At 67.2% G+C, this 24967-nt stretch carries 23 protein-coding genes and 2 pseudogenes; 16 read left to right on the top strand and 9 right to left on the bottom strand.

The annotated features are described in order from the left end of the window. Nucleotides 1-52 precede the first annotated feature (52 nt). Nucleotides 53-457 carry a DUF4307 domain-containing protein gene (locus OG966_RS25810; RefSeq protein WP_326652241.1) on the top strand — a complete coding sequence of 135 codons (405 nt, stop codon included), beginning with the start codon at nucleotides 53-55 and terminating at the stop codon, nucleotides 455-457. Between the two features lie 184 nt (nucleotides 458-641). Beyond that, nucleotides 642-1142 (top strand): transcription elongation factor GreA, encoded by a 501-nt coding sequence (gene greA, locus OG966_RS25805; protein WP_326652240.1) that lies wholly within the window; start codon nucleotides 642-644, stop codon nucleotides 1140-1142. A gap of 138 nt (nucleotides 1143-1280) precedes the next feature. Here greA and OG966_RS25800 read toward each other — a convergent pair whose 3' ends face one another. The 3 genes from OG966_RS25800 to ilvA form a co-directional block, all read right to left on the bottom strand. Next, nucleotides 1281-2132, bottom strand: a complete 852-nt coding sequence (locus OG966_RS25800; protein ID WP_326652239.1) for an ABC transporter permease — start codon at nucleotides 2130-2132, stop codon at nucleotides 1281-1283. Next, complete coding sequence (locus OG966_RS25795) at nucleotides 2129-3148, bottom strand: ATP-binding cassette domain-containing protein (RefSeq protein ID WP_326652238.1); 1020 nt, start codon at nucleotides 3146-3148, stop codon at nucleotides 2129-2131. Before OG966_RS25795 ends, OG966_RS25800 begins: the two co-directional genes overlap by 4 nt. Nucleotides 3149-3369: 221 nt before the next feature. Next, nucleotides 3370-4599, bottom strand: coding sequence for a threonine ammonia-lyase (ilvA, locus tag OG966_RS25790; protein WP_326652237.1), 1230 nt, complete (start codon nucleotides 4597-4599; stop codon nucleotides 3370-3372). A 147-nt stretch (nucleotides 4600-4746) separates the two neighbouring features. Between ilvA and OG966_RS25785 the strand changes: the two genes are divergently transcribed. From OG966_RS25785 to OG966_RS25770, 4 genes are all read left to right on the top strand, one after another. Continuing rightward, on the top strand, nucleotides 4747-5259 hold the full coding sequence (locus OG966_RS25785; RefSeq protein WP_326652236.1) for a MarR family winged helix-turn-helix transcriptional regulator: 513 nt from the start codon (nucleotides 4747-4749) through the stop codon (nucleotides 5257-5259). 32 nt (nucleotides 5260-5291) lie between these two features. After that, on the top strand, nucleotides 5292-5744 hold the full coding sequence (locus tag OG966_RS25780) for a sigma factor-like helix-turn-helix DNA-binding protein (RefSeq protein WP_326652235.1): 453 nt from the start codon (nucleotides 5292-5294) through the stop codon (nucleotides 5742-5744). Then, the gene (locus OG966_RS25775) at nucleotides 5741-5992 is read left to right on the top strand and encodes a hypothetical protein (protein ID WP_326652234.1); all 252 of its coding nucleotides are present in this window, start codon (nucleotides 5741-5743) and stop codon (nucleotides 5990-5992) included. Before OG966_RS25780 ends, OG966_RS25775 begins: the two co-directional genes overlap by 4 nt. Nucleotides 5993-6071: 79 nt before the next feature. Further along, nucleotides 6072-6263, top strand: coding sequence for a DUF1059 domain-containing protein (locus OG966_RS25770; RefSeq protein WP_326652233.1), 192 nt, complete (start codon nucleotides 6072-6074; stop codon nucleotides 6261-6263). 111 nt (nucleotides 6264-6374) lie between these two features. On the opposite strand, the gene OG966_RS25765 is transcribed toward OG966_RS25770, so the two are convergent. Next, nucleotides 6375-7529, bottom strand: a complete 1155-nt coding sequence (locus OG966_RS25765; protein ID WP_326652232.1) for a cystathionine gamma-synthase — start codon at nucleotides 7527-7529, stop codon at nucleotides 6375-6377. Nucleotides 7530-7600: 71 nt separating this feature from the next. On the opposite strand from OG966_RS25765, the gene OG966_RS25760 reads away from it, so the two are divergent. After that, entirely contained in the window at nucleotides 7601-8704 is a 1104-nt protein-coding gene (locus OG966_RS25760) for a hypothetical protein (RefSeq protein WP_326652230.1), read from the top strand. Nucleotides 8705-8828: 124 nt separating this feature from the next. Continuing rightward, nucleotides 8829-9494 (top strand): peptide-methionine (S)-S-oxide reductase MsrA, encoded by a 666-nt coding sequence (msrA, locus tag OG966_RS25755; RefSeq protein ID WP_326652229.1) that lies wholly within the window; start codon nucleotides 8829-8831, stop codon nucleotides 9492-9494. Between the two features lie 258 nt (nucleotides 9495-9752). On the opposite strand, the gene OG966_RS25750 is transcribed toward msrA, so the two are convergent. Next, nucleotides 9753-10526, bottom strand: coding sequence for a polysaccharide deacetylase family protein (locus tag OG966_RS25750; RefSeq protein WP_326652227.1), 774 nt, complete (start codon nucleotides 10524-10526; stop codon nucleotides 9753-9755). An 819-nt stretch (nucleotides 10527-11345) separates the two neighbouring features. Here OG966_RS25750 and OG966_RS25745 point away from each other — a divergent pair. The 5 genes and pseudogenes from OG966_RS25745 (at nucleotide 11346) to OG966_RS25735 (ending at nucleotide 14094) form a co-directional block, all read left to right on the top strand. Further along, a complete protein-coding gene (locus OG966_RS25745; RefSeq protein WP_326652226.1) occupies nucleotides 11346-11660 on the top strand; it encodes a hypothetical protein in 315 nt (104 codons plus the stop codon). A 43-nt stretch (nucleotides 11661-11703) separates the two neighbouring features. Then, a pseudogene (locus OG966_RS40905) lies at nucleotides 11704-11829 on the top strand (peptide-methionine (S)-S-oxide reductase MsrA); the annotation flags it as partial. 63 nt (nucleotides 11830-11892) lie between these two features. After that, nucleotides 11893-12999 (top strand): serine hydrolase domain-containing protein, encoded by a 1107-nt coding sequence (locus OG966_RS25740; protein ID WP_326652225.1) that lies wholly within the window; start codon nucleotides 11893-11895, stop codon nucleotides 12997-12999. After that, nucleotides 12971-13325: pseudogene (locus tag OG966_RS40900) on the top strand (DUF3885 domain-containing protein); the annotation flags it as partial. The gene OG966_RS25740 and the pseudogene OG966_RS40900, both read left to right, overlap by 29 nt. Nucleotides 13326-13617: 292 nt before the next feature. Further along, nucleotides 13618-14094, top strand: coding sequence for a hypothetical protein (locus OG966_RS25735; RefSeq protein ID WP_326652224.1), 477 nt, complete (start codon nucleotides 13618-13620; stop codon nucleotides 14092-14094). 229 nt (nucleotides 14095-14323) lie between these two features. On the opposite strand, the gene OG966_RS25730 is transcribed toward OG966_RS25735, so the two are convergent. Both OG966_RS25730 and OG966_RS25725 read right to left on the bottom strand, forming a co-directional pair. Next, nucleotides 14324-15385, bottom strand: a complete 1062-nt coding sequence (locus OG966_RS25730) for a YhjD/YihY/BrkB family envelope integrity protein (protein ID WP_326652223.1) — start codon at nucleotides 15383-15385, stop codon at nucleotides 14324-14326. Between the two features lie 53 nt (nucleotides 15386-15438). Continuing rightward, a complete protein-coding gene (locus tag OG966_RS25725) occupies nucleotides 15439-17499 on the bottom strand; it encodes a restriction endonuclease (protein WP_326652222.1) in 2061 nt (686 codons plus the stop codon). Nucleotides 17500-17816: 317 nt separating this feature from the next. On the opposite strand from OG966_RS25725, the gene OG966_RS25720 reads away from it, so the two are divergent. Then, on the top strand, nucleotides 17817-19208 hold the full coding sequence (locus tag OG966_RS25720; RefSeq protein WP_326652221.1) for an IS1380 family transposase: 1392 nt from the start codon (nucleotides 17817-17819) through the stop codon (nucleotides 19206-19208). Between the two features lie 2012 nt (nucleotides 19209-21220). Then, nucleotides 21221-21667, top strand: coding sequence for a hypothetical protein (locus OG966_RS25715; protein WP_326652220.1), 447 nt, complete (start codon nucleotides 21221-21223; stop codon nucleotides 21665-21667). A gap of 31 nt (nucleotides 21668-21698) precedes the next feature. On the opposite strand, the gene OG966_RS25710 is transcribed toward OG966_RS25715, so the two are convergent. Both OG966_RS25710 and OG966_RS25705 read right to left on the bottom strand, forming a co-directional pair. Then, nucleotides 21699-22184 (bottom strand): hypothetical protein, encoded by a 486-nt coding sequence (locus tag OG966_RS25710; RefSeq protein ID WP_326652219.1) that lies wholly within the window; start codon nucleotides 22182-22184, stop codon nucleotides 21699-21701. Between the two features lie 758 nt (nucleotides 22185-22942). Next, on the bottom strand, nucleotides 22943-23890 hold the full coding sequence (locus OG966_RS25705) for a restriction endonuclease (protein WP_326652218.1): 948 nt from the start codon (nucleotides 23888-23890) through the stop codon (nucleotides 22943-22945). Nucleotides 23891-24218: 328 nt separating this feature from the next. Between OG966_RS25705 and OG966_RS40895 the strand changes: the two genes are divergently transcribed. Beyond that, nucleotides 24219-24767 (top strand): HNH endonuclease, encoded by a 549-nt coding sequence (locus OG966_RS40895; RefSeq protein WP_442806758.1) that lies wholly within the window; start codon nucleotides 24219-24221, stop codon nucleotides 24765-24767. Nucleotides 24768-24967: the final 200 nt, after the last annotated feature.

The raw sequence follows: 24967 nt of genomic DNA, 5'->3' as shown, positions 1-24967 counted from the left end.
GACCGAATCGGGGGCCGGAAAATTCCGGCCGCCCGCCCCGGAAGGAATGATCATGGCTGCGGTGCGCGAACAGCTCCCCGAGGGCCGCTACGGCCGCCCGGCGGACGAGCGCGCCGACCGCAAGCTCAAGATCGTGGGCGCGGTCCTCGGGGTCGCGCTGCTCGGGATGATCGGCTGGTTCGGTTACGACTACATCGCCGGCCAGAAGATCAGCGCCGAGGTGATCAAGTTCGATGTCACCTCCGACTCCGAGGTCCAGGTGCACCTGGAGGTGCGCAAGGACAAAGACGCCACAGGCACCTGTACGCTGCGCTCCCGCGCGAAGGACGGCAACGAGGTCGGGCGGCTGGACGTCGCCGTGGACCAGCGGGACCTGAAGCGGATCGACCAGGTCGTCAAGGTGCGGACAACGGCGCGCGCCACCAGCGCCGAGCTGGTGGAGTGCACCGCCCGCTGACCGGCCCCCGGCCCGGCTCGCTGTCGGCGGGTCTCGTCGCTGACCTGCGTTGATGTAATTCTGATGGCATTCGTCCTCCCCCTTCCGCCACGAAATTGTTAGGCTCGTGGTTTCGCCCACCCGGGGAGGCACATCCTTTGGGTAGGGCGATGCTTTGTATTCCCAGTACCTACGAGGAGCACCTGTGACCCAGACCAGCGAAAACGTCACCTGGCTCACCCAGGAGGCGTACAACCAGCTGAAGGCCGAGCTGGAGTACCTGTCTGGTCCTGCGCGCACGGAGATCGCCACCAAGATCGCCGCTGCGCGTGAGGAGGGCGACCTGCGCGAGAACGGCGGGTACCACGCGGCCAAGGAGGAGCAGGGCAAGCAGGAGCTCCGGGTGCGCCAGCTGACCCAGCTCCTGGAGCACGCGAAGGTCGGCGAGGCGCCTGCCGTCGCGGACGGCGTGGTCGCGCCCGGCACGGTCGTGACGATCGCCTTCGACGGCGACGAGAACGACACGACGACCTTCCTGCTCGCCTCGCGCGAGTACGCGAGCGACAACATCGAGACGTACTCACCGCAGTCCCCGCTCGGGTCCGGCGTGAACGGCAAGAAGGTCGGCGAGAACGCGGAGTACGAGCTGCCCAACGGCAAGACGGCCTCGGTGAAGATCCTCGAGGCCAAGCCGTACACGGGCTGAAACAGGAGGAACAACGGAGGGGCCGGGCCGCCGCATGCGGTCGGGCCCCTCCGTCGTTCCGGCACCTTCCGGTGCTTCAGCACCTTCCGGCGTTTCATCACCTTCCGGCGTTTCATCACCTGGTGTCAGCGTCCGGCCTCAGGCGGTCGCCGAGCGGTACTTGCGCACCGACAGCGTCCGGAAGACCACGATGATCAGGACCGACCAGAGCATCGAGGCCAGCACCGGGTGTGCCATCGGCCAGGCGTCGGACGGCGAGGCGCCCGGGTTGCCGAACAGCTCACGGCAGGCCTGGACCGTGGCGCTGAAGGGATTCCACTCGGCGACGGGCTGCAGCCAGCCGGGCAGATTGCTGGACTGCACGAACGCGTTCGAGATGAACGTGACCGGGAAGAGCCAGATCAGACCGCCGGAGGTGGCCGCCTCGGGCGTCCGGACCGAGAGTCCGATCAGTGCGCCGATCCAGGAGAAGGCGTAACCCAGCAGAAGCAGCAGCGCGAACGCGCCGAGCGCCTTGGGAATGCCCTCGTGGATCCGCCAGCCGACCAGCAGAGCGACGATCGCGAGGACGACGACGGTCAGCGCGGTCTGGACGAGGTCCGCGAGCGTACGGCCGGTGAGGACCGCTCCACGGGCCATCGGCAGCGAGCGGAACCGGTCGATGAGGCCCTTGTGCATATCGTCGGCGATGCCCGCACCCGCGCCCGCCGTGGCGAACGTCACAGTCTGGGCGAAGATGCCGGCCATCAGGAACTCACGGTAGACGCCGGGGTCCGTGGTGCCGCCGACGTTCATGGAGCCGCCGAAAACATAGCTGAACAGCACCACGAACATGATCGGCTGGATCATCCCGAAGATGATCATCTCCGGGATCCGGGTCATCCGGATCAGATTGCGCCTGGCGACGACGAGTGAGTCGTTGACGGACTGGACGACGCCGCCGCGTGGTCTCGGTGCCGTCGGCTTCAGCGTTTCCGCAGTGGTGGTCACTTCGCGCTCTCCTTCCGGGTCTTCTTGCCCTTGGCCGCCACGGCGTCCTCGGGTTCGCCGTTCTCTTCGTCCTGGAGCTCGGCGGCATGGCCGGTGAGCGAGATGAAGACGTCGTCGAGGGTCGGTCGGCGCAGACCGATGTCGTCGATCTCGACACCCCGGGTGTCCAGTTCGCGGATGACCTCGGCGAGCAGCTTCGCGCCGCCGGTGACCGGAACGGTGAGCTTGCGGGTGTGGTCGGCGACGGCGACATCGCCCTTGCCGAGGCCGAGCAGCACCTCGCGGGCGGGGGCGATCTGGTCCCGCTCGTGCACGACGACCTCGACGCGCTCGCCGCCGGTCTGGGCCTTGAGCTGGTCGGCGGTACCGCGGGCGATGACCTTGCCGTGGTCGATGACGCAGATGTCGTCGGCCAGGTGGTCGGCCTCTTCGAGGTACTGGGTGGTGAGCAGCAGCGTCGTACCGCCGCCGACCAGTTCCTGGATGACCTCCCACAGCTGCATCCGGTTGCGCGGGTCGAGCCCGGTGGTGGGCTCGTCCATGAACATCACGGGCGGGGAGACGACCAGCGCGGCCGCGAGGTCCAGCCGGCGGCGCATGCCGCCGGAGTACGTCTTGGCCGGGCGGTCGGCGGCGTCGGCGAGGTTGAAGCGGTCGAGCAGCTGGACCGCCCGTGCCTTCGCGTCGCGCGCGCTCATCTGGTAGAGCTGGCCGACCATGTGGAGGTTCTCACGGCCTGTCAGATACTCGTCGACCGCGGCGAACTGGCCGGAGAGGCCTATGCAGCGACGGACTTCGTTCGGATGCTTCAGGACGTCGATTCCGGCGACGACGGCATGGCCGCTGTCGGGCTGGAGCAAAGTGGTCAGTACGCGCACGGCGGTGGTCTTGCCGGCTCCATTGGGGCCGAGAAGCCCCAGGACCGTGCCTTCGGGGACGTCGAGATCGACGCCGTCCAGAGCCCTTACTTCGCCGAAGGTCTTGACCAGACCTTCGGCGTATATGGCGCCTGGCATATGGGTTCTCCCAAGGTGGCGGGTGGGTGGGTTCTTCGTGCGAAAACGTGGATGTGTACGTCCTCCCGCCGCCTGACGGGAGCATGGCAGGATCTTCACCGTAACGCGATACATCGCGATACTCAAGACTGTGTCGCGAGGAAGTGACGTCCCGAGGTGATCCCCGGGGTGATGCGCGAGGCGATCCGCGAGGGAGTGACGGCGAGCGCTTGCCCCCAGGCTCAGCCCACGACCGTGTAACCCGCCCCGCGCAGTGCCGTCGCGACCTCTTCGCAGTGCTCCGGGCCCTTCGTCTCCAGCTGCAACTCCACCTCCACCTCCGTGAGCCCGAGCCGCGGGTCGGTCCGTACATGACTCACGTCAAGCACGTTAGCGTCGACCACTGACAACGCCGCCAGAAGTGCGGCAAGCGCCCCCGGCCGGTCCGTCAGACGCACCCGCAGCGAGAGATAGCGTCCCGCCGCCGCCATGCCGTGCCGCAGGATGCGCTGCATCAGCAGCGGGTCCACATTGCCGCCCGACAGCAGGGCCACGACCGGCCCCTGGAACGACCGCGGGTCACTCAGCAGCGCCGCCACCGGACTCGCCCCGGCAGGCTCGACAACGAGCTTCGCCCGCTCCAGGCAGAGCAGCAGCGCGCTGGAGAGCGCGTCCTCGGAGACCGTACGGACCTCGTCCATGAGATCGCCAATGATTTTGAACGGAACGTCGCCGGGCCGGCCCACCTTGATGCCGTCCGCCATCGTCGACGGCGAATCGATCGACACCGGATGCCCGGCGGACAGCGAAGGCGGGTACGCGGCCGAGCCCTCCGCCTGCACACCGATCAGCTTCACATCGGGACGCAGCGTCTTCACCGCCACAGCGATACCGGCCGCAAGCCCGCCGCCGCCGATACCGACGACGATCGTCTGCACCTCAGGGCACTGCTCGAGGATCTCCAGACCCACCGTGCCCTGCCCGGCGATGATGTCCGGGTGGTCGAAGGGGTGGATGAAGACCGCACCCGTCTCGCGCGCGTACTCCTGCGCCGCGGTCATGGTCTCCTCGATGACCTGACCGTGCAGCCGCACCTCGGCCCCGTACTCCCTGGTCGCGGCGACCTTCGGCAGCGGCGCTCCCATCGGCATGAACACGGTGGAGTGCACGCCGAGCAGCGAGGACGCCAGCGCCACACCCTGCGCGTGGTTGCCGGCGGAGGCGGCCACGACGCCCGCCGCGCGCTCCTCGGGGGAGAGGCCCGCGATCCGTACGTACGCGCCGCGCAGCTTGAACGAACCGGTGCGCTGAAGGTTCTCGCACTTGAGGTGGACGGGCGCGCCCACCAGCCGCGACAGATGTCTGCTGCCCTCCATCGCGGTGGTTCTCGCGACGCCCGAGAGCATCTTCTGCGCCCCGCGGATGTCGTCGAGGATGACGGGACGCAAGGTGCCAGACGTACTGAAGCTCATGACGCCAAGTCTCGCAGCTCACCGGCGCGGCGGCCGCCCGGATCCCGTGCTTCCCCACCGGTTTGTGCAGCGCTGGTACGCACCGGGTCACGGCCGCGTACTCTGTCCCCCACCAACCGACCACCGCACGAGAGAGCCACGGCAGCCATGCCCACTTCTCAGGACATGACGACTCATCTCGACCCCGGCCTCCTCGATGCCCTCCAGCACCAGGTCGCCGTCTTCGCACGCCGCGCGGAACAGACCCGGCTCGGCGGGGTCGGCCAGGTCCGCAACTCCATGGACCGCGCCGCCTATCTGCTCCTCAACCGGCTCGACCTGGAAGGCCCGATGGGCGTCAAGGCCCTGGCCGCGGGGATGGGCATCGACTCGTCGACCGTCACCCGCCAGGTGGCGCCGCTCGTCGACACCGGCCTCGTCAAGCGCACCTCGCACCCGGAGGACGGCCGCGCGGTCGTGCTCCAGCTGTCCCCGCGCGGGCAGGCCAGGCTCGAAGAGGTCCGCTCCTCGCGGCGCGAGCTGATGGCGCAGGTGACGGACGGCTGGACGGAGGCGGAGCGCGAGTCGTTCTGCACTCTGCTCACCCGCTTCAACACCGCGCTCTCCGCCCGCCAGGCCGGACTGCCGCCCGTGGACACGGAGACGCCGCCGACCTCTTGACCCGGGGAGCGCAGCTGCCTCTATATGAGGAGGTGAGCGAGCGGCAGACGGCCCAGGGGCGTCGCCGGGCCCGGGAGTTCGAGGCATTCGTCGCGGGCGCGGCCGGCCGACTGCTGCATGCGGCGACGCTGCTCACCGCCGAGGCACCCGGCGTCACCCCGCACGCGCAGCAGCTGCTCACCGCCGCGCTGGCCCATACGTACGCGGAGTGGGACCGGCTGCGCGGCGAGGATCCGTACGACCGCACACGCCAGGAACTCGCCACGCGCTTCGCACGCAGTGCCTGGCGCTACCACAAGGTGCACGGCGGCGTACTGGCACGTCTCACCCCGCAGGAGCGCCTGATCCTGGTGCTGCGCCTGTACGAAGGGGTCGCCGAGGAGCAGACGGCGGCGCTGATCGGACTCCCGGTGGAACGGGTCCGCTCGATCTGCACGCGCGCAATCGCGACGATGCGCAGCGCCCCGGCGGAGGCGGTGTCATGAGCGGCCCCGACCGCAAGGAGGACGAGGTCCGCCGGATGCTGGAGACCCGGCATCCGCCGGTCCCGGCCGATCTTGCGGAGCGCGCCGCGGAACACGGCACCCGCCTGCTGCGCCGCCACCGCGTTCTGCGCCGCGCAGCATGGCTGCTGCTGGTGGCGGCGGCGATCGCGTTCGCGATCTGGGCGGCGGCGGCAGAGCCGTGGATCACACCGCCGACGAAGACGACTCCTCCGCTGGAGGGCTGGTAAGCGGTTTCATCCGGGTGTATCCGGCTTGTGCGGATCTATGCTGGAGGAAGCGGCGTACAGACCGACCGAGGAGGTCGTTATGACGAGGAAAGTTGCCGACTGCCGCAAGTTCCCCAGCGAGATGGACTGCTCTCTCACCATCTCCGGTGAGGAGGAGGAAGTCGTACGGGCCGCCGCCGAACACGCGGTCTCCGTCCACGGGCACACGGACAGCCTCGATCTGCGCGCACAGATCCGCGAGACTCTCGAGGACGAGAAGGTCAGCGCCTGACGTCGTTCGCCGGACGGGCTCGGGGTCAAGCCCGCCCGGCGATTGAGGACACACCGGCCGCCGGACGGACGTGGTACGTGCCTGCCTCCGGTCCGCGCCCGCTTCAGCTCGTCAGCCCAGCGCCTGCTTCAGGTCCGCGAGGAGGTCGTCGCCCGACTCGATGCCCACCGACAGGCGCACCAGGTCCCCCGGGACCTCCAGCGCCGAACCCACCACGGACGCGTGCGTCATCCGGCCCGGGTGCTCGATGAGGGACTCGACGCCGCCCAGGGACTCGCCCAGCGTGAAGAGCTTCGCGCGGTTGCAGACCTCGACCGCCGCCTCCTCGCCGCCCGCGATGCGGAACGACACCATGCCGCCGTACGCCTTCATCTGCTTCGCGGCGATCTCGTGCCCCGGGTGCTCCGGCAGCCCCGGGTAGAGGACCTTGGTGACCTTGGGGTGCTTGGTCAGCATCTCGGCGACGCGGCCGGCGTTCTCACTGTGCCGGTCCATCCGGACGGGAAGGGTCTTGATGCCGCGCAGCACCAGCCACGCGTCGAACGGGCCGGCCACCGCGCCCATCGCGTTCTGGTGGTACGCCAGTTCCTCGCCGACCGTCCTGTCCGCCGCGATCAGCGCACCGCCGACAACGTCCGAGTGCCCGCCCATGTACTTGGTGAGGGAGTGCACGACGATGTCCGCGCCGAGCGCGATCGGCTGCTGCAGATAGGGGCTGGCAAAAGTGTTGTCGACGACGAGCTTCGCGCCCGCGCCGCGGGCCACGTCCGCCACGGCCGCGATGTCGGTGATGCCGAGCAGCGGGTTGGAGGGCGTCTCGACCCAGATCACCTTCGTCTTCGGGGTGACCGCGGCACGTACCGCCACCGGGTCGGAGGTGTCGGCCACCGACCACTCCACGCCCCAGCGCGAGACGACCTTCGCGAAGAGCCGGAAGGTGCCGCCGTACGCGTCGTTCGGGATCACCACATGGTCACCCGGCGCCAGCAGCGTACGCAGCAGGCAGTCCTCCGCCGCCAGCCCGGACGCGAAGGCGAGCCCGCGCCGGCCGCCCTCGATGGCCGCCAGGTTCTCCTCCAGCGCGGTACGCGTCGGGTTGGCGCTACGGCTGTACTCGTAGCCGCCGCGGAGCCCGCCCACCCCGTCCTGCTTGTAGGTGGATACCTGGTAGATGGGCGGGACGACCGCGCCTGTCAGCGGATCCGCGGTGTTGCCCGCGTGGATGGCGAGGGTCTCGAAGCTGTGCACACTGTGCTCGTCACTCATGAGGTCCGAGCGTAGTCCCGGCGGGACCCCGGACGTGGCCCGGCCCGACCTCTGTCCGGAACAATGGGGTCATGGAGATTCTCTGGTTCCTGATCGCGATGGGTCTGCTGGCCGCGGCCTTCGGTCCCTATCTGCTGCGCCGCCGCTCCGGCATCCGCCAGGTCGCGCCCGGCTCGCCCGACGCCGCCGACCCGGCCACGTACGGATTTGTGCGCCAGGAGGAACTGGACATCAGGCTGCCGGGACCGGACCAGGACCTCCTCGACGTGCTCGATGTCGTCCAGCGCACCCAGGAGTGGCGGGCCGCCGCCCAGCTGCTGGCCGGCACCTCCAAGGAGGGCGAGGTGCGCTGGCAGCGCGTGCAGGCCTTCGCCGGCGCCGCGTCGCTGGAGCTCCAGCAGCGGCCCGGCGCCGGCGGCGCGTGGCTGCGCGCCTGGCGCTCCGAGTCCCCGAAGGACGCGGGCGCCGCGCAGGTGCACGCCGAGTTCCTGGTGCAGCAGGCCTGGCGGTCCTCGACCGCCGGGACGGACGACTTCCGGATCATCCTGGAGGAGGCCCGCGCGGTCTGCGGCGAGGCGGCACTGCTCGCACCCGGCGACCCGGTCCCGTACATCGTCGAACTCGCCGTCGCACGCGGACTCGGCTACTCCCCCGAGCAGTTCGACCAGCTGTGGGCGAAGGTCATCGACCGCGCGCCGCAGCACATGGGCGCGCATCTGGCCGCGCTGCACTACTGGTGCGAGAAGTGGCACGGCTCCCGCGAGGAGGCGGACCACTTCGCGACAACGGCCGCGGCACGCGCTCCGCAGGGCTCGCTCCTCGCCGCCCTCCCGCTCTTCGCGGTGTACGAGCACATCCCGGACGTGATCCTCGTGCAGGGCTTCTACCAGAGCGCGGTGGTCACCAAGGCGGTGGAGGGAGCGCTCTTCGCGGTGCACTCGGCAGGCGCCGACGACCCGATGCTCGCGCACGTACGCCACCTCCTGATCCTCTTCCTCGTCCATTCGGAGAGGTGGGCGGAGGCGATGAACCAGCTGGTGCGGGTGGACGGCCACATCGGCGCGCTGCCTTGGACACAAAGCGGCGATCCGGCGGCCGAGTACACGGTCTGCCGGGCGCTGGCGGTGGCCGGGTACGAGGCGAACGGCGGCAGCCCGGCGACGCTGCCGCACTGACGCGGGAGGGCGCGCGTCGATGCTCGGCCGACAGCAGGTCGACGGCGCATCGAGGCAGGCCGAGGAATGCCCGACAGGGGTCCGTACGTTCCCACTACGCACCCCACACCACGAGGAGCCCCGCATGTTCCTGTCCCGCCGCACCCCCGAGCTCCCCACCCCTGACCAGGCCCTGCGCGGCCGCCCCGACCCCGAATTCACCGTCCCCGACCGCCACACGGTGCTGGGCAACCCACTGCTGGGCCCGTACCCGGAAGGCCTGGAGATCGCGGACTTCGGCCTGGGCTGCTTCTGGGGCGCGGAGCGCAAGTTCTGGCAGACGGAAGGCGTCTGGACGACCTTGGTCGGCTACCAGGGCGGCTACACGCCGAACCCGACATACGACGAGGTCTGCTCGGGCCTCACGGGCCACACGGAGGCGGTACGCGTCGTCTTCGACCCGAAGATCGTCTCGTACGCGGAGCTGCTGAAGCTGTTCTGGGAGTCCCACAACCCGACGCAGGTCTTCCGCCAGGGCAACGACGTGGGCACGCAGTACCGCTCGGCGATCTACACCCACTCGACGGCTCAGGCCGAGGCGGCGGAGGCGTCGCGGGAGGCGTACCAGAAGGTCCTGACGGGATCGGGGTACGGCACGATCACGACGGAAGTGCTGCCGGCGGCGGACCGTACGTTCTACGCGGCGGAGGCGTACCACCAGCAGTATCTCGACAAGAACCCGGCGGGGTACTGCGGGATCGGCGGGACGGGCGTCAGCTGCCCGATCGGCGTGGCCAAGGCGGACGGGTGAACGCTGGCGTCACCCCCGAGCTGCTGGCTGAGCTGTGGCAGGAGCGGCGTCCGTCGGGTCCGCCCGTCGCCCACACGTTCCGCAGTACGTACTGCGACCGGTGGGTGCCCCTCTTTGTACGCTTGAGGAGCCATGATGCCCGGAGGCACACCCGAGTCGCCCGCGAAGGATCTGCGCACACTGATACCGGAGTAGGCGGGCCTTGGTGGCGCTCGCGCCGGGGCCGGAACCTCGAACGCCGGGACCGACCAGGGCCGCTCAACGCACCGGGAAGCCGCAGGAGTAGCCCTGCTCCTTGAGCCAGGGGAGGATCCGGCGCAAGGCCTCGACCGTCTGGGAACGGTCGCCGCCCGCGTCGTGGAAGAGGAGCGTCGGCCCATTCGGCAGCTCCCGCTCGACGATGGCGACGATGGCGTCCGTGCCCGGTCGTTCGAAGTCCTTGGTGTCCACGTTCCAGCCCAGCGGGCGCATCCCCCGGGAAGCGGCGAGCGTACGGCTGTGAGGGGTGAAGGCCCCGCCGGGCGCCCGGTAGTACATCGGCCGTACACCTCCGGACGCCTCGGTGATCATGCGTTCGGCGTCGCGTATCTGCTGCGACTGGTAGGCCTGGGACTTCTTGTCCATGGTGGTGTCGTGCGACACCGAGTGGTTGCACAGCCGGTGCCCGGCCGCGACCACCTTCTTCACGAGGTCGGGGTGGGCCTGCGCCTGCATCCCCACCATGCAGAACGTGGCCTTCACCCCGTACTCCCGCAGCACGTCCAGCACTTGAGGGGTCCACACAGGGTCGGGGCCGTCGTCGATGGTGATGTTGACGCCGCGCGTCCCCTTGTCCGAGGCGTGCGCGATGGTCACCGCGACCGGCTTGACGTCACTGCCCGGCGTCGCCGACGCGGCCGCTTTTGGCGACGCGCCGCCCACGGCGCCGGCCTGCGCCGTCCACACCGAGGCACCGGTGGCGAGCACCGTCACCCCGAGCGCCGCCCCGACCAGCTTGCCGTACCAGCCCCGCCCACCACCGTGCCGTGCCATGTCCGCCCCGCTTTCGCCCAGTCCCTGGCCGATCCCCGGTCACTTTGCGACCACCTGGCAGGACGAGGGGCGGCGGCCACGGGATGCGTCCGTTACCGATCACGGACAATCTCGGGGGAGTTCGCGGACAACTCGGCTGGCAGCGGCCAGAACCGGGCCAGTTGGCCCGTTCTCGGGGCGGCGGCCACGGTGCGGGTGTCGTTCCACTCAGCCTCCCCGGATATCCCCGGACATCCCGACGACGAAGCACCGCGTTGGTGGACAGTCCAGCGACTGGCGGAAGGCCAATGAACGCGACACTCACCCTCGACCGGCGCGACTTTGGCTCCCCAACAAAGCGGGGCTCTGACACCAGCAGTACCTTTCGAGCTGTACGTGGGGCAAAGGCCCTTGAGGCGAAGCGACTCGACTACAGCCTCGGGCATCGCATCAGCGGCGCGAGTTTCCCGACGACGCCGAGACTGCCGCCCATCTCGCGGCGGCAGCCCTATGCGGCCCCCGACCGGGGCATCCTAAGAACAGCCACGCTGTGACACGGTGCGGCGGTCTCGCTCAGCAGGGTCCAACCAGGCAACGAGTGTGGCACTCAGAATCGACAGAACAGAGGTCTAACGTCAGGAGCGAGCCATGGGTGAGGCGTGGACAGTGGGCAGCACACTGGCAGCACTCCTGGTCGCGGTCGCGGCATTCCTTGTCCCTCATCGCAGGGCGCTCAAGGCAGAACGGGAAGCCGCAGCTGTACAGGCACGCTCGGCCGCGGGCCGTGCATCCTTGGTCACGGCTTCAACCCCCTGGTCCAGTAGCACAACCATTGACGTAATGATCACCAACGGTGCACCGACCGCCATCGCCGATGTGGACCTGCTCAGTGTGCGCGCAGCAGCGGCAGACCCAGAAGCAACCTGGCGCCTCAATCCGAACATCTCGCACAACACTGCAGAGGCGTGCATCTTGCAGCCTGGAGAATCTCTGACGTCGCGTGTACAACTGCTCGATGCAGGGGGCGTACCACTTTCACCCACGCCGGGCATGAGGCTTGTGATCACCTTCGGTTTCCGCGACGCGGATGGCCAGTGGTGGAAGCGAGACATCGGCCACCCCCCGCAGCGCTGCGAGACGCGTCCGGTCGCCTGACTTGGGTCAAGGAAGCAACGGTGCAAGCGAGCTGGGCCGCCGGCAGAACCCCGCGGGGTACTGCTGGATCGGCGGGACGGGCGTCAAGCTGAGTACCCCGTTCGAGACGAACTGGGGAGCGTCCTGCCCGACCGGCATCGCCCCTGCGCCGGAAGCCACTGAGGGATAGTCGCCCCTAGCGGGCCGGGAATTCAGTTGCCTCGCGTCACCCCAAGCTGGCTAGATTCTCAGCATGGCGGACATTCAGGGATCATACGATGATCTGTTCACTGCCGTGCCCAGCGCGCTGGCGGCATTGCTGGACGAGGGAGACGCCGGTGGCTCGGTGGCCGTCTTCGTGGATGGCCGGCCGGTGGTGGACGTCTGGGGCGGATTCACCGACGCCGACCGTACGATCCCGTGGCAGCGCGACACGATCGTCAACGTCTGGTCCGTCACCAAGACGATGACCGCGCTGTGCGCCCTGGTTCTCGCCGACCGTGGCGAACTGGACCTGGCCGCGCCGGTCGCCCGGTACTGGCCGGAGTTCGCCGCGGCGGGCAAAGAGAAGGTGCTGGTACGCCACCTGCTCGCGCACACGGCTGGCCTGCCCGACTGGGACGGGCCGGTGGCGGAGCTGTACGACTGGACGTCCGCCACGGCACGACTGGCCGCGCAGGCTCCGCAATGGGAGCCGGGCACCGAGGCCGGATACCACTCGCTCACCCAGGGATTCCTCGTGGGCGAGGTCGTACGCCGCATCACCGGTCGGACTCTGGGCGCGTTCTTCGCCGACGAGGTTGCCGGCCCGCTGGGCGCGGACTTCCACATCGGCCTGCCCGCCGAGCACGACCACCGGGTGGCGCTCACGATCCCGCCACAGTCCCGGGACGACGGCTACGCCGCGAGTGCCCGCGTCAGCGGCGCGGCTCCCGCCGCCGGGACACCGATACGGGTCCACGACGGGAACAGCGTGGCCTGGCGCCGTGCGCAAATCCCTGCGGCGAGCGGGCTCGGCAACGCCCGCTCGGTCGCCCTCGTCCAGTCCGTGATGGCCTGCGGAGGATCGGTGCGGGGGGCGCGGCTGCTGTCGCAGGCGGGTTGTGACCGTGCCCGGGAGGAGCAGTTCCACGGCGATGACCGCGTCCTGGGCATGCCGATGCGCTGGGGTCTGGGCTACGGACTGTTCGGCAACACCTATGGGTGGGGCGGTTGGGGCGGCTCACTGGTCGTGATCGACCCTGATGCCCGTATGGCAGTGGCGTACGTGACACATCAGATGCGTGAACCCGCCGACGACAATCGGGGACTAGAGATCGTCACGGCCGCGTATGACGGACTCACGGGTCTGCGCGCCTGATCCAACGGGTCACATGGCAGCACAGGCTTGGCGGGACGGGCGTCTCGTGCCCGATCGGCGTCGCCAAGGCCGACGGTTGAGCGCTGGCGTCACCCCCGAGCTGCTGGCGAGGCTGTGGCAGGAACGACGGCAGTCGGGCCCACCCGCCGCCCACACGTTCCGCAGTACGTACCCCGACCGCTGGGTGCGCTTCCACAGCCTCCCCGGCTCGAAGCGCTACCCCGGAGTCCGAAGACGAGTACGCGATCGTGCTGGACCGGTACAACACGATCCTCGACGAACTGTTCGCGGGCACAGACCTGTTCGTGATGACCATGGACTGGTCGAACACGCCGACCGGTCCCGCCGGCTACCCGACCGCCCGAGCGGACCTCAGCGACCGCCACGCCGATAGTTCGCATCGAGGGGGTAGTCCGTGCCCGATCCGTGCCCGACGAGACGGGGAAGCACGGTCAACAGCGGATGCCGGACCAGGCCTTCGGGCTTCATTGCAGCACCCGTTGTACCTGGTCAGGACGCAGATCGGACCGCCGAAGCGCGATGATTCCCGAGCTCGGAGCGCACGTCCAAGGTACGCCCCCGAGCGGCGGGCAAACGGACGTCCTACGCTCCCCTGCCATGGAGTGGATATCGCCAGTCAGTACGGCACTTGGCGCGGTAATCGGGGTCGGGTCGACGTTGATTGGCGATCGGCTCAGGTGGGGCAGGGAGCGCGCCGGCCAGAGTCTCGACGTACGGAGGCAGCTCTCCGACTACACCGCTGCACTCTCGCGTATGCGAACGACGCTCCACGAGTGCGCGCAGGCAGACATACCTGCAAGCGAGCGCCCTCAGAGGGTGCGCGAGCTGTTTCTGACGCCCGGGGCGTACGAGATCCGCCACCAGCTGGCCATCATCGCCCCGCAAGATGTCGTTGACGCCGCCCGCGCCGCGTTCGTGGTCTTGAGGCACACGAGAGACCTGCTCGTGGACGGAGCTGTGATCGAGAGCCCGGCGTACAGCGAGCTGGAGAACAGGTTCGATTCGGCAGTGGCCGAACTCCGCCGTGTCATGCGCCAAGATCTCGGCGTGCCAGAATCGACCACGAGAAGATGACACCGCCGGGGCCATTCAAGATCCGGCCCGGCTCAGCCGACCTTGCCTAGCCGAGCAACCGCCCGCACCAGTGCCGCCACGTCATGAGCCGCTGCCGCCGACAGCACCAGGCGCACCGTCCCGGTCCCGTCTGCATTCGTCCTGGCCTGCCACTAAAGCTCCCCCGGTGCTCTCTCTCCTGGCTGTAGACGTTGGGAACGTGAATGCCGGTCGTGGCCGGCGCCGCCTGTCAGTGGTCCGCGCCCTTGATCCGACGATGAGAGACCTGTTCCCGCGCCGTGCGCCAACGTGACCGTGTCTGCTCGACCACACTGTCCCACTCCTGGCGAACCTCATGGTCTGAAGGGCGCTGGCCCTGACGGATCCGGCTGAGCTCGTCTCGTACTTCTCGTCCGAGTGCAGCCGATGCGACGAGGACGAGCATGGCTCCGAAGAGGGCCGAGATCATCGCGAAGACGGCACCGAACACCCCGTAGCGTGAGACGGAGGAGTTGAAGAGACGCGGCAGGTAGAGGGTTGCGCCCACGGAATAGACCGCTGTCAGAACGGCTGCAGTGACTCCGAAAGGGATCAGGTCGGGCCAGTTGATCCGCTTCGCTGACAGGATCCAGCCGCTCCAGACAAGGAACACGGCGGTTACCGCTGCCTCGCCGGCCGCGGTCACCAAACCCAGCCCGCTCCCGCCAAGGACTACGGAGAGCCACCCGGTGACCAATGCGTAGCCGCCAAGAGTCAGGATCCACCACAGGCCGTTTCGTGTGTTGCGCACGCTGAGGGGCTTGAGTTCCCATGTCTGTTCGAAGAGCCGCTGCGAGGCCCGCGCGAAGCTCAGCACCGAGATCGTCAGGAACACCACCCCGAAGATGCCCGCACTCGCGTTCGTGCTCTCGGCAGGGGTGAAGAGGGAGTTGACTGCCTCGGCGCCCGCTCCGGAGAGGCTGTAGCGCTTGATCATCCGGTCCGCGGAGTCGTAGTGGACGAAGTCGCTCAGGACGGCGCTGCCGAGGATTATGAGCGGAACCAGTGCGGTGAGAGCGCTGGACGCCAGGGCCATCGAGCGGTCGAAACCAACGATCCTCTGAAACCGGTTGATGACTCGCAACGCGAAGGCGGGACGCAGCCAGAATGTCAGCGTTCTGACGAGCCGCTCGCGATTGATCCTCGCCGTCCTGCCCTCCGTGAAGATCGGAACCTGTGTGGCGGCCGAGCCTAACGAACGGTCATGAGGCCGATGACGGGCGACACGGATGTTTCGCTCAAAGGGCTGTGAGCCAGGCTTGACCTGGGTCATCAAGCTGCGTTCACAGCCCATCCATGCCGCTCGCAGGATCCGGACTCGCTGAGCTACTCCACCTCGATGCCGTAACCCTGAACGAGTTCCTCCAGGCCGCCCGTGTAGCCCTTGCCACCGAGGACGAAGTCCCAGTCCCCGTTGGGCCTTCGACGGAAGGAGCCGAGTACCAAGGCAGTCTCGCGCGGCCGGCCGTCGGAGACCTCAAGCCGTCCCAGCTCCGCCATCCCCGGATCGAGCAGCCGGATGCAGGCGTCAGTGAAACCGGAGAGATCGGCGTCCGGGTTGACCTCTGGGTCGATGGCGGCCACGAGTACGAACCGATCGGCCTCCTCTGGCAACCCGTCGAAGGAGACGCACATTGCTGCCTTGTCGGGCGCCGCTGCGGGAAGAGCACGCACTGAGCCGTCCGGAGTCTGCGGGTTGTTGTAGAAGACGAAGTGATCGTCGCTGAGGACGCGGTTGCCACTGCAGACGAGGGCACACACGTCCAAGGCGACCCTTCCCGACCACGACATGCCCAGGACGTTGTAGTCGTCAGGCAAACGAGTGTCCGGGCCCGACGGTGTCAGCTGTGCAGCGGCTTGACGACGGCTCTCGCCCAGTCGCCCACGCAGCCCATGACGATGCAGCAGGTCGACGAGCTCTGTGCCCGAGACAAGTTCCAGCGGCTTGCCATTGGCGAAGGTGTGTGAGCCAGGACCGAACCCTGACGTCGTCACGAGGACACCCTTGTTGGCGCCGGCGTCCTGCACAGTCCCGAACAAGTCACGCACGGCAGTGGGAGGCACCGTGTTGCGGTAACGCTTCACCTGCACGACGATCTTGCCGCCTCGGATCGGTGCCGGATCCAGGGCGTCGACGTCCACACCGCCATCGTTTGAGCGTTGGGTCGTCACCGCTTGCATCCCCATGGCCCGGAAGAGATCGGCGACAAGATTCTCGAATGCGACCGGATCCATGTCGTACAGATCCGGTTCCTCGTCGCTGCCGTGGGCGACGACGCGGTTCCCGACATCTTGCGGCCGCCGACTCGGCCGTACTGGTATGAGTTGGTCCGGCCTGGCTGAGAGCTGCCCTCGCAGAGCGTCAGCCAGGCAACTGCCTGCCTCCACCTGCGCTAGGTGCAGGTCATGGAACGAAGAGCGCGAGGCCATGACAGTTGCGAGGAAGATATGGCCCGGTCGGCCCGTCGTAGGGTCGTGTCCATCGACGAACCCGTTCAAGGCCACCGACTCAAGGGCACCCAGCTCATCTGCGGCGAAGAGTTCGTGCAATACGAGCAGCATGCACTGCGCGAGTACCTCCCTGTACAGAGCTCGACGCTGGCCTACCGGACGGGGGGTCTCCTTTTCCTGATCGACCCCGGACATGTACCGAACGGACTTGACCTCGGGGACGATGCTGTAAGCGGGCAACTCCCAATCCAGCACCAACTGCCGGGCTGCCGGGTCGTAGGCAGCTGCAACCTGACGCGGGAAACCTTCGGGCCACGCCGTTGAGGCATAGAGAGCGGCGGAGAAGTACTCGACCACGGAATCGGGACCCCGGCGCTTTACGCCCTCGATTACCGCGACGACGCCGGCATTGTGCGCGCGCACCTCAGCCAACTGAGCGTCGGCCCAGTGCTGGTACTCCCGCTGGTACGACGCCAGCTGCTGCTGTCGCTGAGCCTCCACGGCCTGGGCAGCCTGCCAGTCCCGCTCGAAGCGCGTCTGCGCTTCGGCCTGCGCCTGAGCCCGGCGACTCGCGGTCCAACCGCTCTGCGTTTGGTACTGATTGAAATCCGGCATGGGCACGGGCTGCGCCAACGGTCCGGGGGCGAAGGGCTGGATCTCCTCATGTCGCATGAGTGAGGCAGCCCTGAAAGCCGGGGCTCGACAACCCGATGCGAGAAGAGCTTGCAGTGACGCAACCTGTGCGTCCAGTTCCTCCGTGCGACGCAGCGCCTCTGCCTGCTTGTATTCGCGGTGGCTCTGGGCAGCTCGTCGCTGGTAGGCCCGCGCTTGCTGAGCTTCTTGTCTCCGCTGTCTGGCTTCGGCTTCCAGTTGGCGTTGCTGCTGCCGTTGCATCTCAGCCCACACGCCGACAAAGCCAGTAGAGCGACGACTCATGTGCTGCAGGCCCTCCCCAGGACGATGGCAGCCGAAAGGCGCTTTTGGTTGTCCCCACAACCAGTTGTAACGAGACGACTCTATCCAGCAACTGCCGTCTCGCATATCCACTCGTCAAAGGCAACCAGCTCGGGCCATCCCCGCAGGTCACCCTTACTGGAGGGTAGCTATGGCCGTGTCGGGCGGCAGCGCCTAAGCCTCGATCCACCGAGTGACCCGCGTCCTGTGGATAAGGAATCAAGAAGAGGTGCCTGCTGACCTGCGATGATGGGAGTTCTGACGCTTCCAGCACGCACAATCAGCAAGGCACCTCGTAGATGAAAGTTTCCCATACTCCGGCGGCGGTCTCCGCTGCGTTCGACGACCCGAATCTGATCGCGCATGCCGGGCTGGTCCCGGTGATGCAGCTGGCCGAGCGGTGCGGGCTGGCCCGTCTGGTGGCGGAGAAGGTGAAGCTGACCGGAGCGAAGAACGGCGCGGGTGCCGGGCCGGATGCCAAGGTCACCAGCATCGTGGCCGGGATGGCCGCCGGTGCGGACAGCATCGACGACCTTCACGTCCTGCGCCACGGCGCGATGCCCGTGTTGTTCGCAGGCGTCCGTGCGCCCTCCACGCTGGGCAGCTTCCTGCGCGCGTTCACCCACGGTCACGCACTCCAGCTCCACGCGGTGCACCGCAGGTTCCTGGCCGCTTTGGCCTCGCACACGCCGCTGCTGCCCGGCGCAGGCGAGAAGGCGTTCATCGATGTCGACTCCACCCACAAACGGGTCTACGGCCGGACCAAGCAGGGCGCCGAGTACGGCCGGTTCAAGGGCGTCCGCACCCTGCACCCGCTGCTGGCCACGATCTGCACCCCCGCCTCGCGGCCGGTGATCGCCACCGTGCGGATGCGCCGCGGGAAGGCAGCCGACTCACGCGGCGCCCCGAAACTGGTCAGTGAGGCGCTGGCCACCGCCGTCGAGGTCGGCTGCACCGGCCTGCGGATCCTGCGGGCAGATTCACAGTTCTACAACGCCGGTGTAATCGCCGCCTGCCGCCGGACCGGGGCCCGCTTCTCCATCACCTGCGGCATGAACCCCTCCATCAAGCGGGCCGTCCTCGGCATTCCGGACGAGGCATGGCAGCAGATCACCTATCCCACCGCGGTGCCCGACCCCGACACCGGCGAGCTCATCTCCGGCGCCGAAGTCGCCGAGATACCCGCCTACACCGCCTTCACCGGCCGCAAGAAGAGCGAGCGGGTCACGGCCCGGCTGATCGTGCGCCGGGTCCGGGACCTGGCCGAACCCGCCGTCGTGGGTGAACAGGGCGAGCTGTTCCCCCTCTGGCGCTACCACCCGTTCTTCACCGACAACCCCGCCCCGACCCTCCAGTCAGAACGGGAACACCGTCACCACGCCGTCGTCGAGCAGGTCATCGCCGACAGCAAAGCCGCAGCTCTGGCCCACCTGCCGTCCGGACACTTCCACGCCAACTCCGCCTGGCTGACCCTGTGGGCGATGACCTACAACCTGCTGCGGGCCACCGGTGCTCTGACCTCCGCCTTCCACGCCAAGGCCACCACCGCCACCCTCCGCGCCCACCTGATCCACGTTCCCGCCCGGACCGCCCGCTCCGCACGGCGCGTCACCCTGCACCTACCGAACAACTGGCCCTGGCAGCACGCCTGGACACACCTCTTCGACACCGTCCACGGCCCAGCCGGCTGACACGAACGTCCCTGCCCACCCCGCCCGCAAGGGCCCAACCGGAACCGAACACGTGGAAACGCTGGGCAGACCAGCAGCTACAAGGTGCCCAATCCAACGGCCGTCCCCCGACCTCAGCCAGAAGATCACCCTCAGCCCACATCGGTGGATCGAGGCTAAGGGGTCGTCCTTGGCAACGTTGACCCCGGGAGGTGTGCCAGCCGCAGAAGGTGTCGACGACGAAGGCGACGGAGACGGTGCCGGCCCACGCCGCGACGTGCGTGGACCCTGACGCAATTGAGCGCCGGGACTCGTCGGGGAAGTGCCCGCGGGGCCCGCACGGCTTTGCGGAGGCGGGAAACGGGACGGCTCGCAAGCGCCTCTTCTACCTGCGAAGTCGGTAGGACCCGCTTCTCGGTATCGGCAAGTACACCCCCGGCCCGTCGAAGAAGAACGCCGCACGAGGTTCGTTGGCTGCCATCGTGCCGTCACCTGGGCAGCCGGTGACGGTGTGTAAAGCCATGGCCTGTAATGTCCCGCGGAGCAACTCGGTGGGGGGCCGGGTGCGATGAGCCGAGCCTGAGAGTGCCCCCTTGAGTCGCGCACATCGAACACAACGACCGTGGGGGCCTATTCATGAAATACACCGGCCTGGGGCGCGAGCTCTGCTCCATAGCCGCAGGCGCAACCATCGTGCTACTCCTTCCCGCCACCAGTGCCGACGCCGCCAACACCACCGGCACCCAGGTCTATTCGGGTAACGGCTGGAAGGCACTGCCCGGCATCAAGTCCCTGTCGGCGGACGGCACCGGCTACACCATCCAGTTCGCCAGCGCCGACGCCCGGACCAAGCTGGGGCCCGCCGCCAAACAGGCCGCGGCCCAGCTCACGTCGGTGACCGGCATCAAGTTCACCGTATCGACGGTCCTCAAAGCCTCCCCCGAGGGGTGCGCAGTCCAGCACTTACGATCACCCTCGTCACGGCGTCGGTCGCCTCGGGGCTCGCGATCTGGCAGGTGCGGACGCAACGCGTGCGCCAGGTCGAGGACTTCTACGTTGCTCGCTACTGGTCGTTGCTTGACAAGCTGTCACCTCGCACTCTGCGCGGCATAGGGACACCCGCATTGAACGAGCGGGAGGAAATGGCGATCCGTCTGTACTTCCGTCTCAGTGAGGACGAAGCTGACTTGCGGGCTCAGGGGTGGGTTTCCGACGACACGTGGCGTGACTGGAGCGGTGCCATCTCTTCACAGATGCGCCGGCCGCCGTTCGACCGTATTTGGGCCGAAACTTGTGAGGACTCAGCGGCTGGGCGCGACTACGAATTCAGGCACCTGCGCCGGGGCTGTGGGACGACGCCAGCTATGACCCTGCGCCGACTGGCACCTTCCGAAGGCGCTTGCGCCGGACTCCGTGGCGACGGCCCCGACCGACAGCACCGCAACGGTCGTCGCTGTAGCTGTGCCCTCCTGCACCACAAGCGCACCAGATAGAGCGGGGAACAGCGGGAAATCACGGTGAAAGCGAGCAAGGGCGATGACATCCCGTCTCAGACGTTCTCCCAGGTCAGCGCCCGAAGCCACCGCCAATGATCGCAGCTTCCCAAGCTCAGATAGAGCCGAGTGCGGCCAGCACATGTCGCAGTAGCAGATGTGTAGCTGCAGGTCCTGCCCGAGCCAAAGCCGAGCTTCTGCGACAGGCGCTCCCGGGTGATGCGGCTTGCAGCACGTACAGGATGCCGTGACCACCAGTTCGGGTACCGCTTGCGGCCGCGATACCACACGGCATCCGTGATCTGACAAACGGCCAACCACGTCAGGTGACAAAGTAGATACTGACGGCGACCTACGGTCCTCCTATGTCGAATCGGGTGATTCATGTCCGTTCAGCCGCCCCTGCCGCCACCCGTGCCGTCGCCATCGCCCGCCTCTGCGACTCACCCGGCTGGGGCGCCAGCCTCGCCAAACAGTCCTTCATGGGCGGAGAGACACAATGGCCTCGTCATCGCCCTCAGCAACCTGGTGACGGCACTCATGGTGTTGGCCGCAGCCTTCATCGCAGGGCCATGGCTTCAGGACGAGGAAGCGCCAACGAAGAAGCCGACTGGTTCCATCGAGCAACCTCGGAACCCGGCCGTTGGTGAGCGCGTCGAGTTCTCCGGTGACGTTCAGCACCGGCCGGCCGGGTACGCAGTGTGGGCGTTCGTCAGAGACGTGGATGGAGGGCTCTTCTACCCCAAGTACAGTCCCTGCACCCTGCAGGGCGGCGAGTGGGACTGCGCCTATCTTCGTGTCGGGACCAAGGACACCCTGGACAAGCAATCTGATTTGCACGCCGTGCTGGTCGATGCCGAGGGTGCAGCGCAGATCAAGGACCACGTGATCGACGTCGAGTTCCGCAAGATCAAGAACGAGGGCATGAAAGCCCTTCCCCCGGGGGCCATTGTGTTGGACACCTTGCGGGTGACGCGCGTCTCCTGAAGCGGTGCTCGCCTGTTCTCGACTGTCGCCCTCAGTCCTCGCCCACCTGCAGCAGCGCGACAACGAGCCCATTCCCAGCACCTGCAATGACCCCATCGAAGGTCTGTCGGGTCACTGGTGTCCATGCTCGGACGTCGGCGGAGAGGTCGTCGATGTTCGTCCACCACTGCGAGTCATAGCCGAGGAGCTTCACCAGGCGCTCAGCGGCTCGCAACGCGCGGGCACGGTCGCGCCTACCCTGCCCAAGGAATACCAGGTCATCGACCGAGAGGTAGGTCATGAGTTCCACCGCACGCTGGCTCGTCGTCTCACGAAGCGCGTCAGCGGTCTCCGCCGGTGAGTCCGGTCCCAGGGCCCCCTTCACGGCATAGCGCGCCCAGGCCTGCTGAGCCTCCGCGGCGAGACGATGAACCTCCTCCGCGACGGCGCCAACATCCCCGGGGGCAACTCGCCCGTAGACGCTCTCGCCGTCGGCCAGCGATCCCACCAGGCGCTGCAACTCCGTTCTGATCTCCACGGGCCCATGGTTCCAGACCGCGCCCCTTCCATGTCCGTGCCAGATCCGTGCCAGATCGATCGGTAAATCACGGTCAACCATGGACCCGTCGCAGGTGCGAAGACCCAAGTGAAGGCGGCCAACTCGCAGGTCAGGCTGTTTGCGTGAGACCTCACACACGTGATTCCGAAGCTCCGGTCTCAGGCGAACGGCGATATGCCGCGGCTCTCCAAGTGGGCGAGTGTGGCCTCAAGGCATGCTTCGGCGGATGCCAAGTCACGCCTGAGGAACGACTCCCCCAAGACACCGCCAGAGACGATCACCATCCATCGATGTCCGCGTGTGCGCTCACCATCAGCCTTGAATACCATCGAGCACCCTCGCTCGGCCAGCCATTCCATCAGTTCTACAACGTCCATATCCGTCCCTCCGGGGAAGATCATGCCCGCAGACCGGTGGGCATCGTCGGCCCGCCCCATGCCGTACGAGGGCAACTAATGGCCCGACTGACCGTAGGCGCCGGATCTCGCTGGAGCTACGGATCTGAAGCCGTCTGTGCCACAACCGCGCCAGATTGGGCGGGGACTCACGGGGAGCTGCGGCTGCTGACGGAGGTCACAGCTAGCAGACGCCGAAGTCGGCATCCCGCAGGTCAGACCCCAACTCGCCCCACCTCGCTCCTAAAGCGGTGATACTCAACCGCCCTCCGTACGCCAGTGCAGCCACCAGTGCGCCGCCGGCTTCGGTGAGGATGCAATCCACTACCGGCAGCAGGCAGGTCATCGGAGACCATGGGCTGCCGCAAGGTGGGGCTTCTGCGCGAGCAAGGTCTCCAAACGGCTGTCGGGCCACAACTCTATGTATGGAGCGGAGCCGCTCTCGTTTTGTTGTTCCGCCCAGGAGACTGCGTCGGCGGTGAAGCGGCCGGAGGTCGCCATGACGAGTCCGCGCACGACTGGCGGCTCCCACAACTTCACGGCTGCGACGGTCGCCGCTAGAGCGGCCACATCCACCGATCGCTTCAACCAATGCTTGGCTTGGACGATGACCCGCTCGCTTCGCACACCACCAGTGCCGTCTCTGATGACACGGTCTAGAGAGAGATCACGTCCACGATCAGGTGCGCGCGTGTGCATCAACCACTGGACATTCTCATCTTCGGCGAAGTCGCGGAGGAGGTCGTATAGAAGTCTCTCGAACTTGTCATCATCTAAGCGGTCCCAGGGTAGCGCAATCGTAGCTACGCCCGTCAGGCTTCCGGCTGCTGCGCTTCCAAGGTCGAGGTCCGGCACAGGGAGCGGATCGGAATCGGACAAGGCACCGCTGTCGATATCGGGCTGGATACTGGGCCAATCGATCTCCGCGATATCGTGCCAGTCGTGGCCCTCTCCGAAGGAAATGTGTCGGTGAAGGTCGCCCCAGCGCCCCTTCCTCTCCGCAGTATCCCCGAGGAGCCTCTCAATCGCGCTGACCGCAGAGGTGATGATGTTGACCGAAGGGTTGACGAGCCGTTCGCGAGATGCGCGTGGAACATCTTGAAGAATTCCCGGCAGAGCTATTTCCACCTGGGCCTGAAGTTGTTGCAGTCGTCCTGCAACTGCCCTTCGCCGGGCCCGATGTAGACGATACCGATAGTCGGCAAGGTCTTTGGCTGGCTTCTCGCCGGCTTCCCAAACAGCCACCGGCAGCTCGCCAATTTCGGCATAGTCGATAAAGCTCTGACCCATTTCATCAATGTCGGGTAGCTGGCCGGTAATTATCCAACCATCAATCGGCGGAAGGCCCGGGAGAAAGTCGGCCCAGGCTCGGCGATGATCATCGTATTCAGGGTTAGATCCCCGCGCGGGCTATCGGGGACAAAGACCGACGCGCGTGCCCAGACGGCTTCTAGCTTGGCCAAGTTGGCGGCAGCACGGTCCATGACGCTCAGCAACTCTTCGAGGTCCACGCTTCAGACTGACCCAGGTCTCCGCATCAGGGGGTGCCGAGCCGCGAACTGGGCCGCGTACAGCACCAACCAGCCTGAAACCGGCACATGTTCTCCCAGCCGCGGTCATGCCTGCTGAAGGCGACTGGAGGGGGCCCGTGTCGGACCATAAGACGGTCTCAAGGAATCCATTGAGCAACGGACAGCCCTACTCGGCGCGCCACTTGAAATCCAGACGAGTCCGCCCTAGTAGTTCCTTGGCAATCCGTGACTTGCAGCCGCCCAGGGTGTCTGCCAGGTATCGCGCGCTCGTAGAAAAGGTCGAGGAGCGCGAATCCGCCGCCAGCGGGGGTCGGCGTGAGCATGTGAGACGTGAACCGGTACGCCTCAAGGAAGCTAGGGAGGCTGTACTTCTGCGTTGCCAGGGACAGTGCGAGAATCCCTCGTGCGGCGGCCAACCCTCTGACCTTACTGATCATGGTCAGGCGATCTTGGAGGTGGACCATGTGGAGCGCATTGCTGGTGGCGGCCGCGATCATCCTGTACAGATGGTCGCTCTATGCCCCAACTGTCACGCGATGAAGGAGCGTGGCGCACACCGGGCAGCCCTGCAATCGGTTCTCCTACACGTAGCTAAGGAAACGCATCTCCGGTGGAATGCCGGAGATGCAGGATGAGATGGGGGCACGAGCCGAGGCGACGAGATAGGGAAATCGCCTGGCTACTCCGCCATCGAGCGCGTTATTAGACCGGCTGATCTGAGTACAGAGCCCGCAGGTGACGACTGAGGTGATCTTGAAGGTCATCCAAGGCCGTCCGGGCCGCTTCTGCGCTTGCATGAGACCCCAACCACTCCTGCACGCTAGTGGCAAGCTCA

It is taken from the genome of Streptomyces sp. NBC_01750 (genome assembly GCF_035918095.1).
GTDB lineage: Bacteria > Actinomycetota > Actinomycetes > Streptomycetales > Streptomycetaceae > Streptomyces.
This window is presented reverse-complemented; position numbering and strand designations above follow the sequence as displayed.

What these genes read in the sequence shown, in the direction of transcription:
- ilvA (WP_326652237.1), bottom strand. Translation starts at nt 4,599, where the DNA reads ATGAGCTTCAGTACGTCTGGCACCTTGCGTCCCGTCATCCTCGACGAC.
- OG966_RS25730 (WP_326652223.1), bottom strand. Translation starts at nt 15,385, where the DNA reads ATGACCCAGGTCAAGCCTGGCTCACAGCCCTTTGAGCGAAACATCCGT.
- OG966_RS25810 (WP_326652241.1), top strand. Translation starts at nt 53, where the DNA reads ATGGCTGCGGTGCGCGAACAGCTCCCCGAGGGCCGCTACGGCCGCCCG.
- OG966_RS25750 (WP_326652227.1), bottom strand. Translation starts at nt 10,526, where the DNA reads ATGGCACGGCACGGTGGTGGGCGGGGCTGGTACGGCAAGCTGGTCGGG.
- OG966_RS25725 (WP_326652222.1), bottom strand. Translation starts at nt 17,499, where the DNA reads ATGAGTCGTCGCTCTACTGGCTTTGTCGGCGTGTGGGCTGAGATGCAA.
- OG966_RS25715 (WP_326652220.1), top strand. Translation starts at nt 21,221, where the DNA reads ATGGTGTTGGCCGCAGCCTTCATCGCAGGGCCATGGCTTCAGGACGAG.
- OG966_RS25745 (WP_326652226.1), top strand. Translation starts at nt 11,346, where the DNA reads ATGATCACCAACGGTGCACCGACCGCCATCGCCGATGTGGACCTGCTC.
- msrA (WP_326652229.1), top strand. Translation starts at nt 8,829, where the DNA reads ATGTTCCTGTCCCGCCGCACCCCCGAGCTCCCCACCCCTGACCAGGCC.
- OG966_RS25765 (WP_326652232.1), bottom strand. Translation starts at nt 7,529, where the DNA reads ATGAGTGACGAGCACAGTGTGCACAGCTTCGAGACCCTCGCCATCCAC.
- OG966_RS25740 (WP_326652225.1), top strand. Translation starts at nt 11,893, where the DNA reads ATGGCGGACATTCAGGGATCATACGATGATCTGTTCACTGCCGTGCCC.
- OG966_RS40895 (WP_442806758.1), top strand. Translation starts at nt 24,219, where the DNA reads ATGCCTGCTGAAGGCGACTGGAGGGGGCCCGTGTCGGACCATAAGACG.
- OG966_RS25705 (WP_326652218.1), bottom strand. Translation starts at nt 23,890, where the DNA reads ATGGGTCAGAGCTTTATCGACTATGCCGAAATTGGCGAGCTGCCGGTG.
- OG966_RS25760 (WP_326652230.1), top strand. Translation starts at nt 7,601, where the DNA reads ATGGAGATTCTCTGGTTCCTGATCGCGATGGGTCTGCTGGCCGCGGCC.
- OG966_RS25785 (WP_326652236.1), top strand. Translation starts at nt 4,747, where the DNA reads ATGCCCACTTCTCAGGACATGACGACTCATCTCGACCCCGGCCTCCTC.
- OG966_RS25735 (WP_326652224.1), top strand. Translation starts at nt 13,618, where the DNA reads ATGGAGTGGATATCGCCAGTCAGTACGGCACTTGGCGCGGTAATCGGG.
- OG966_RS25795 (WP_326652238.1), bottom strand. Translation starts at nt 3,148, where the DNA reads ATGCCAGGCGCCATATACGCCGAAGGTCTGGTCAAGACCTTCGGCGAA.
- OG966_RS25775 (WP_326652234.1), top strand. Translation starts at nt 5,741, where the DNA reads ATGAGCGGCCCCGACCGCAAGGAGGACGAGGTCCGCCGGATGCTGGAG.
- OG966_RS25720 (WP_326652221.1), top strand. Translation starts at nt 17,817, where the DNA reads ATGAAAGTTTCCCATACTCCGGCGGCGGTCTCCGCTGCGTTCGACGAC.
- OG966_RS25770 (WP_326652233.1), top strand. Translation starts at nt 6,072, where the DNA reads ATGACGAGGAAAGTTGCCGACTGCCGCAAGTTCCCCAGCGAGATGGAC.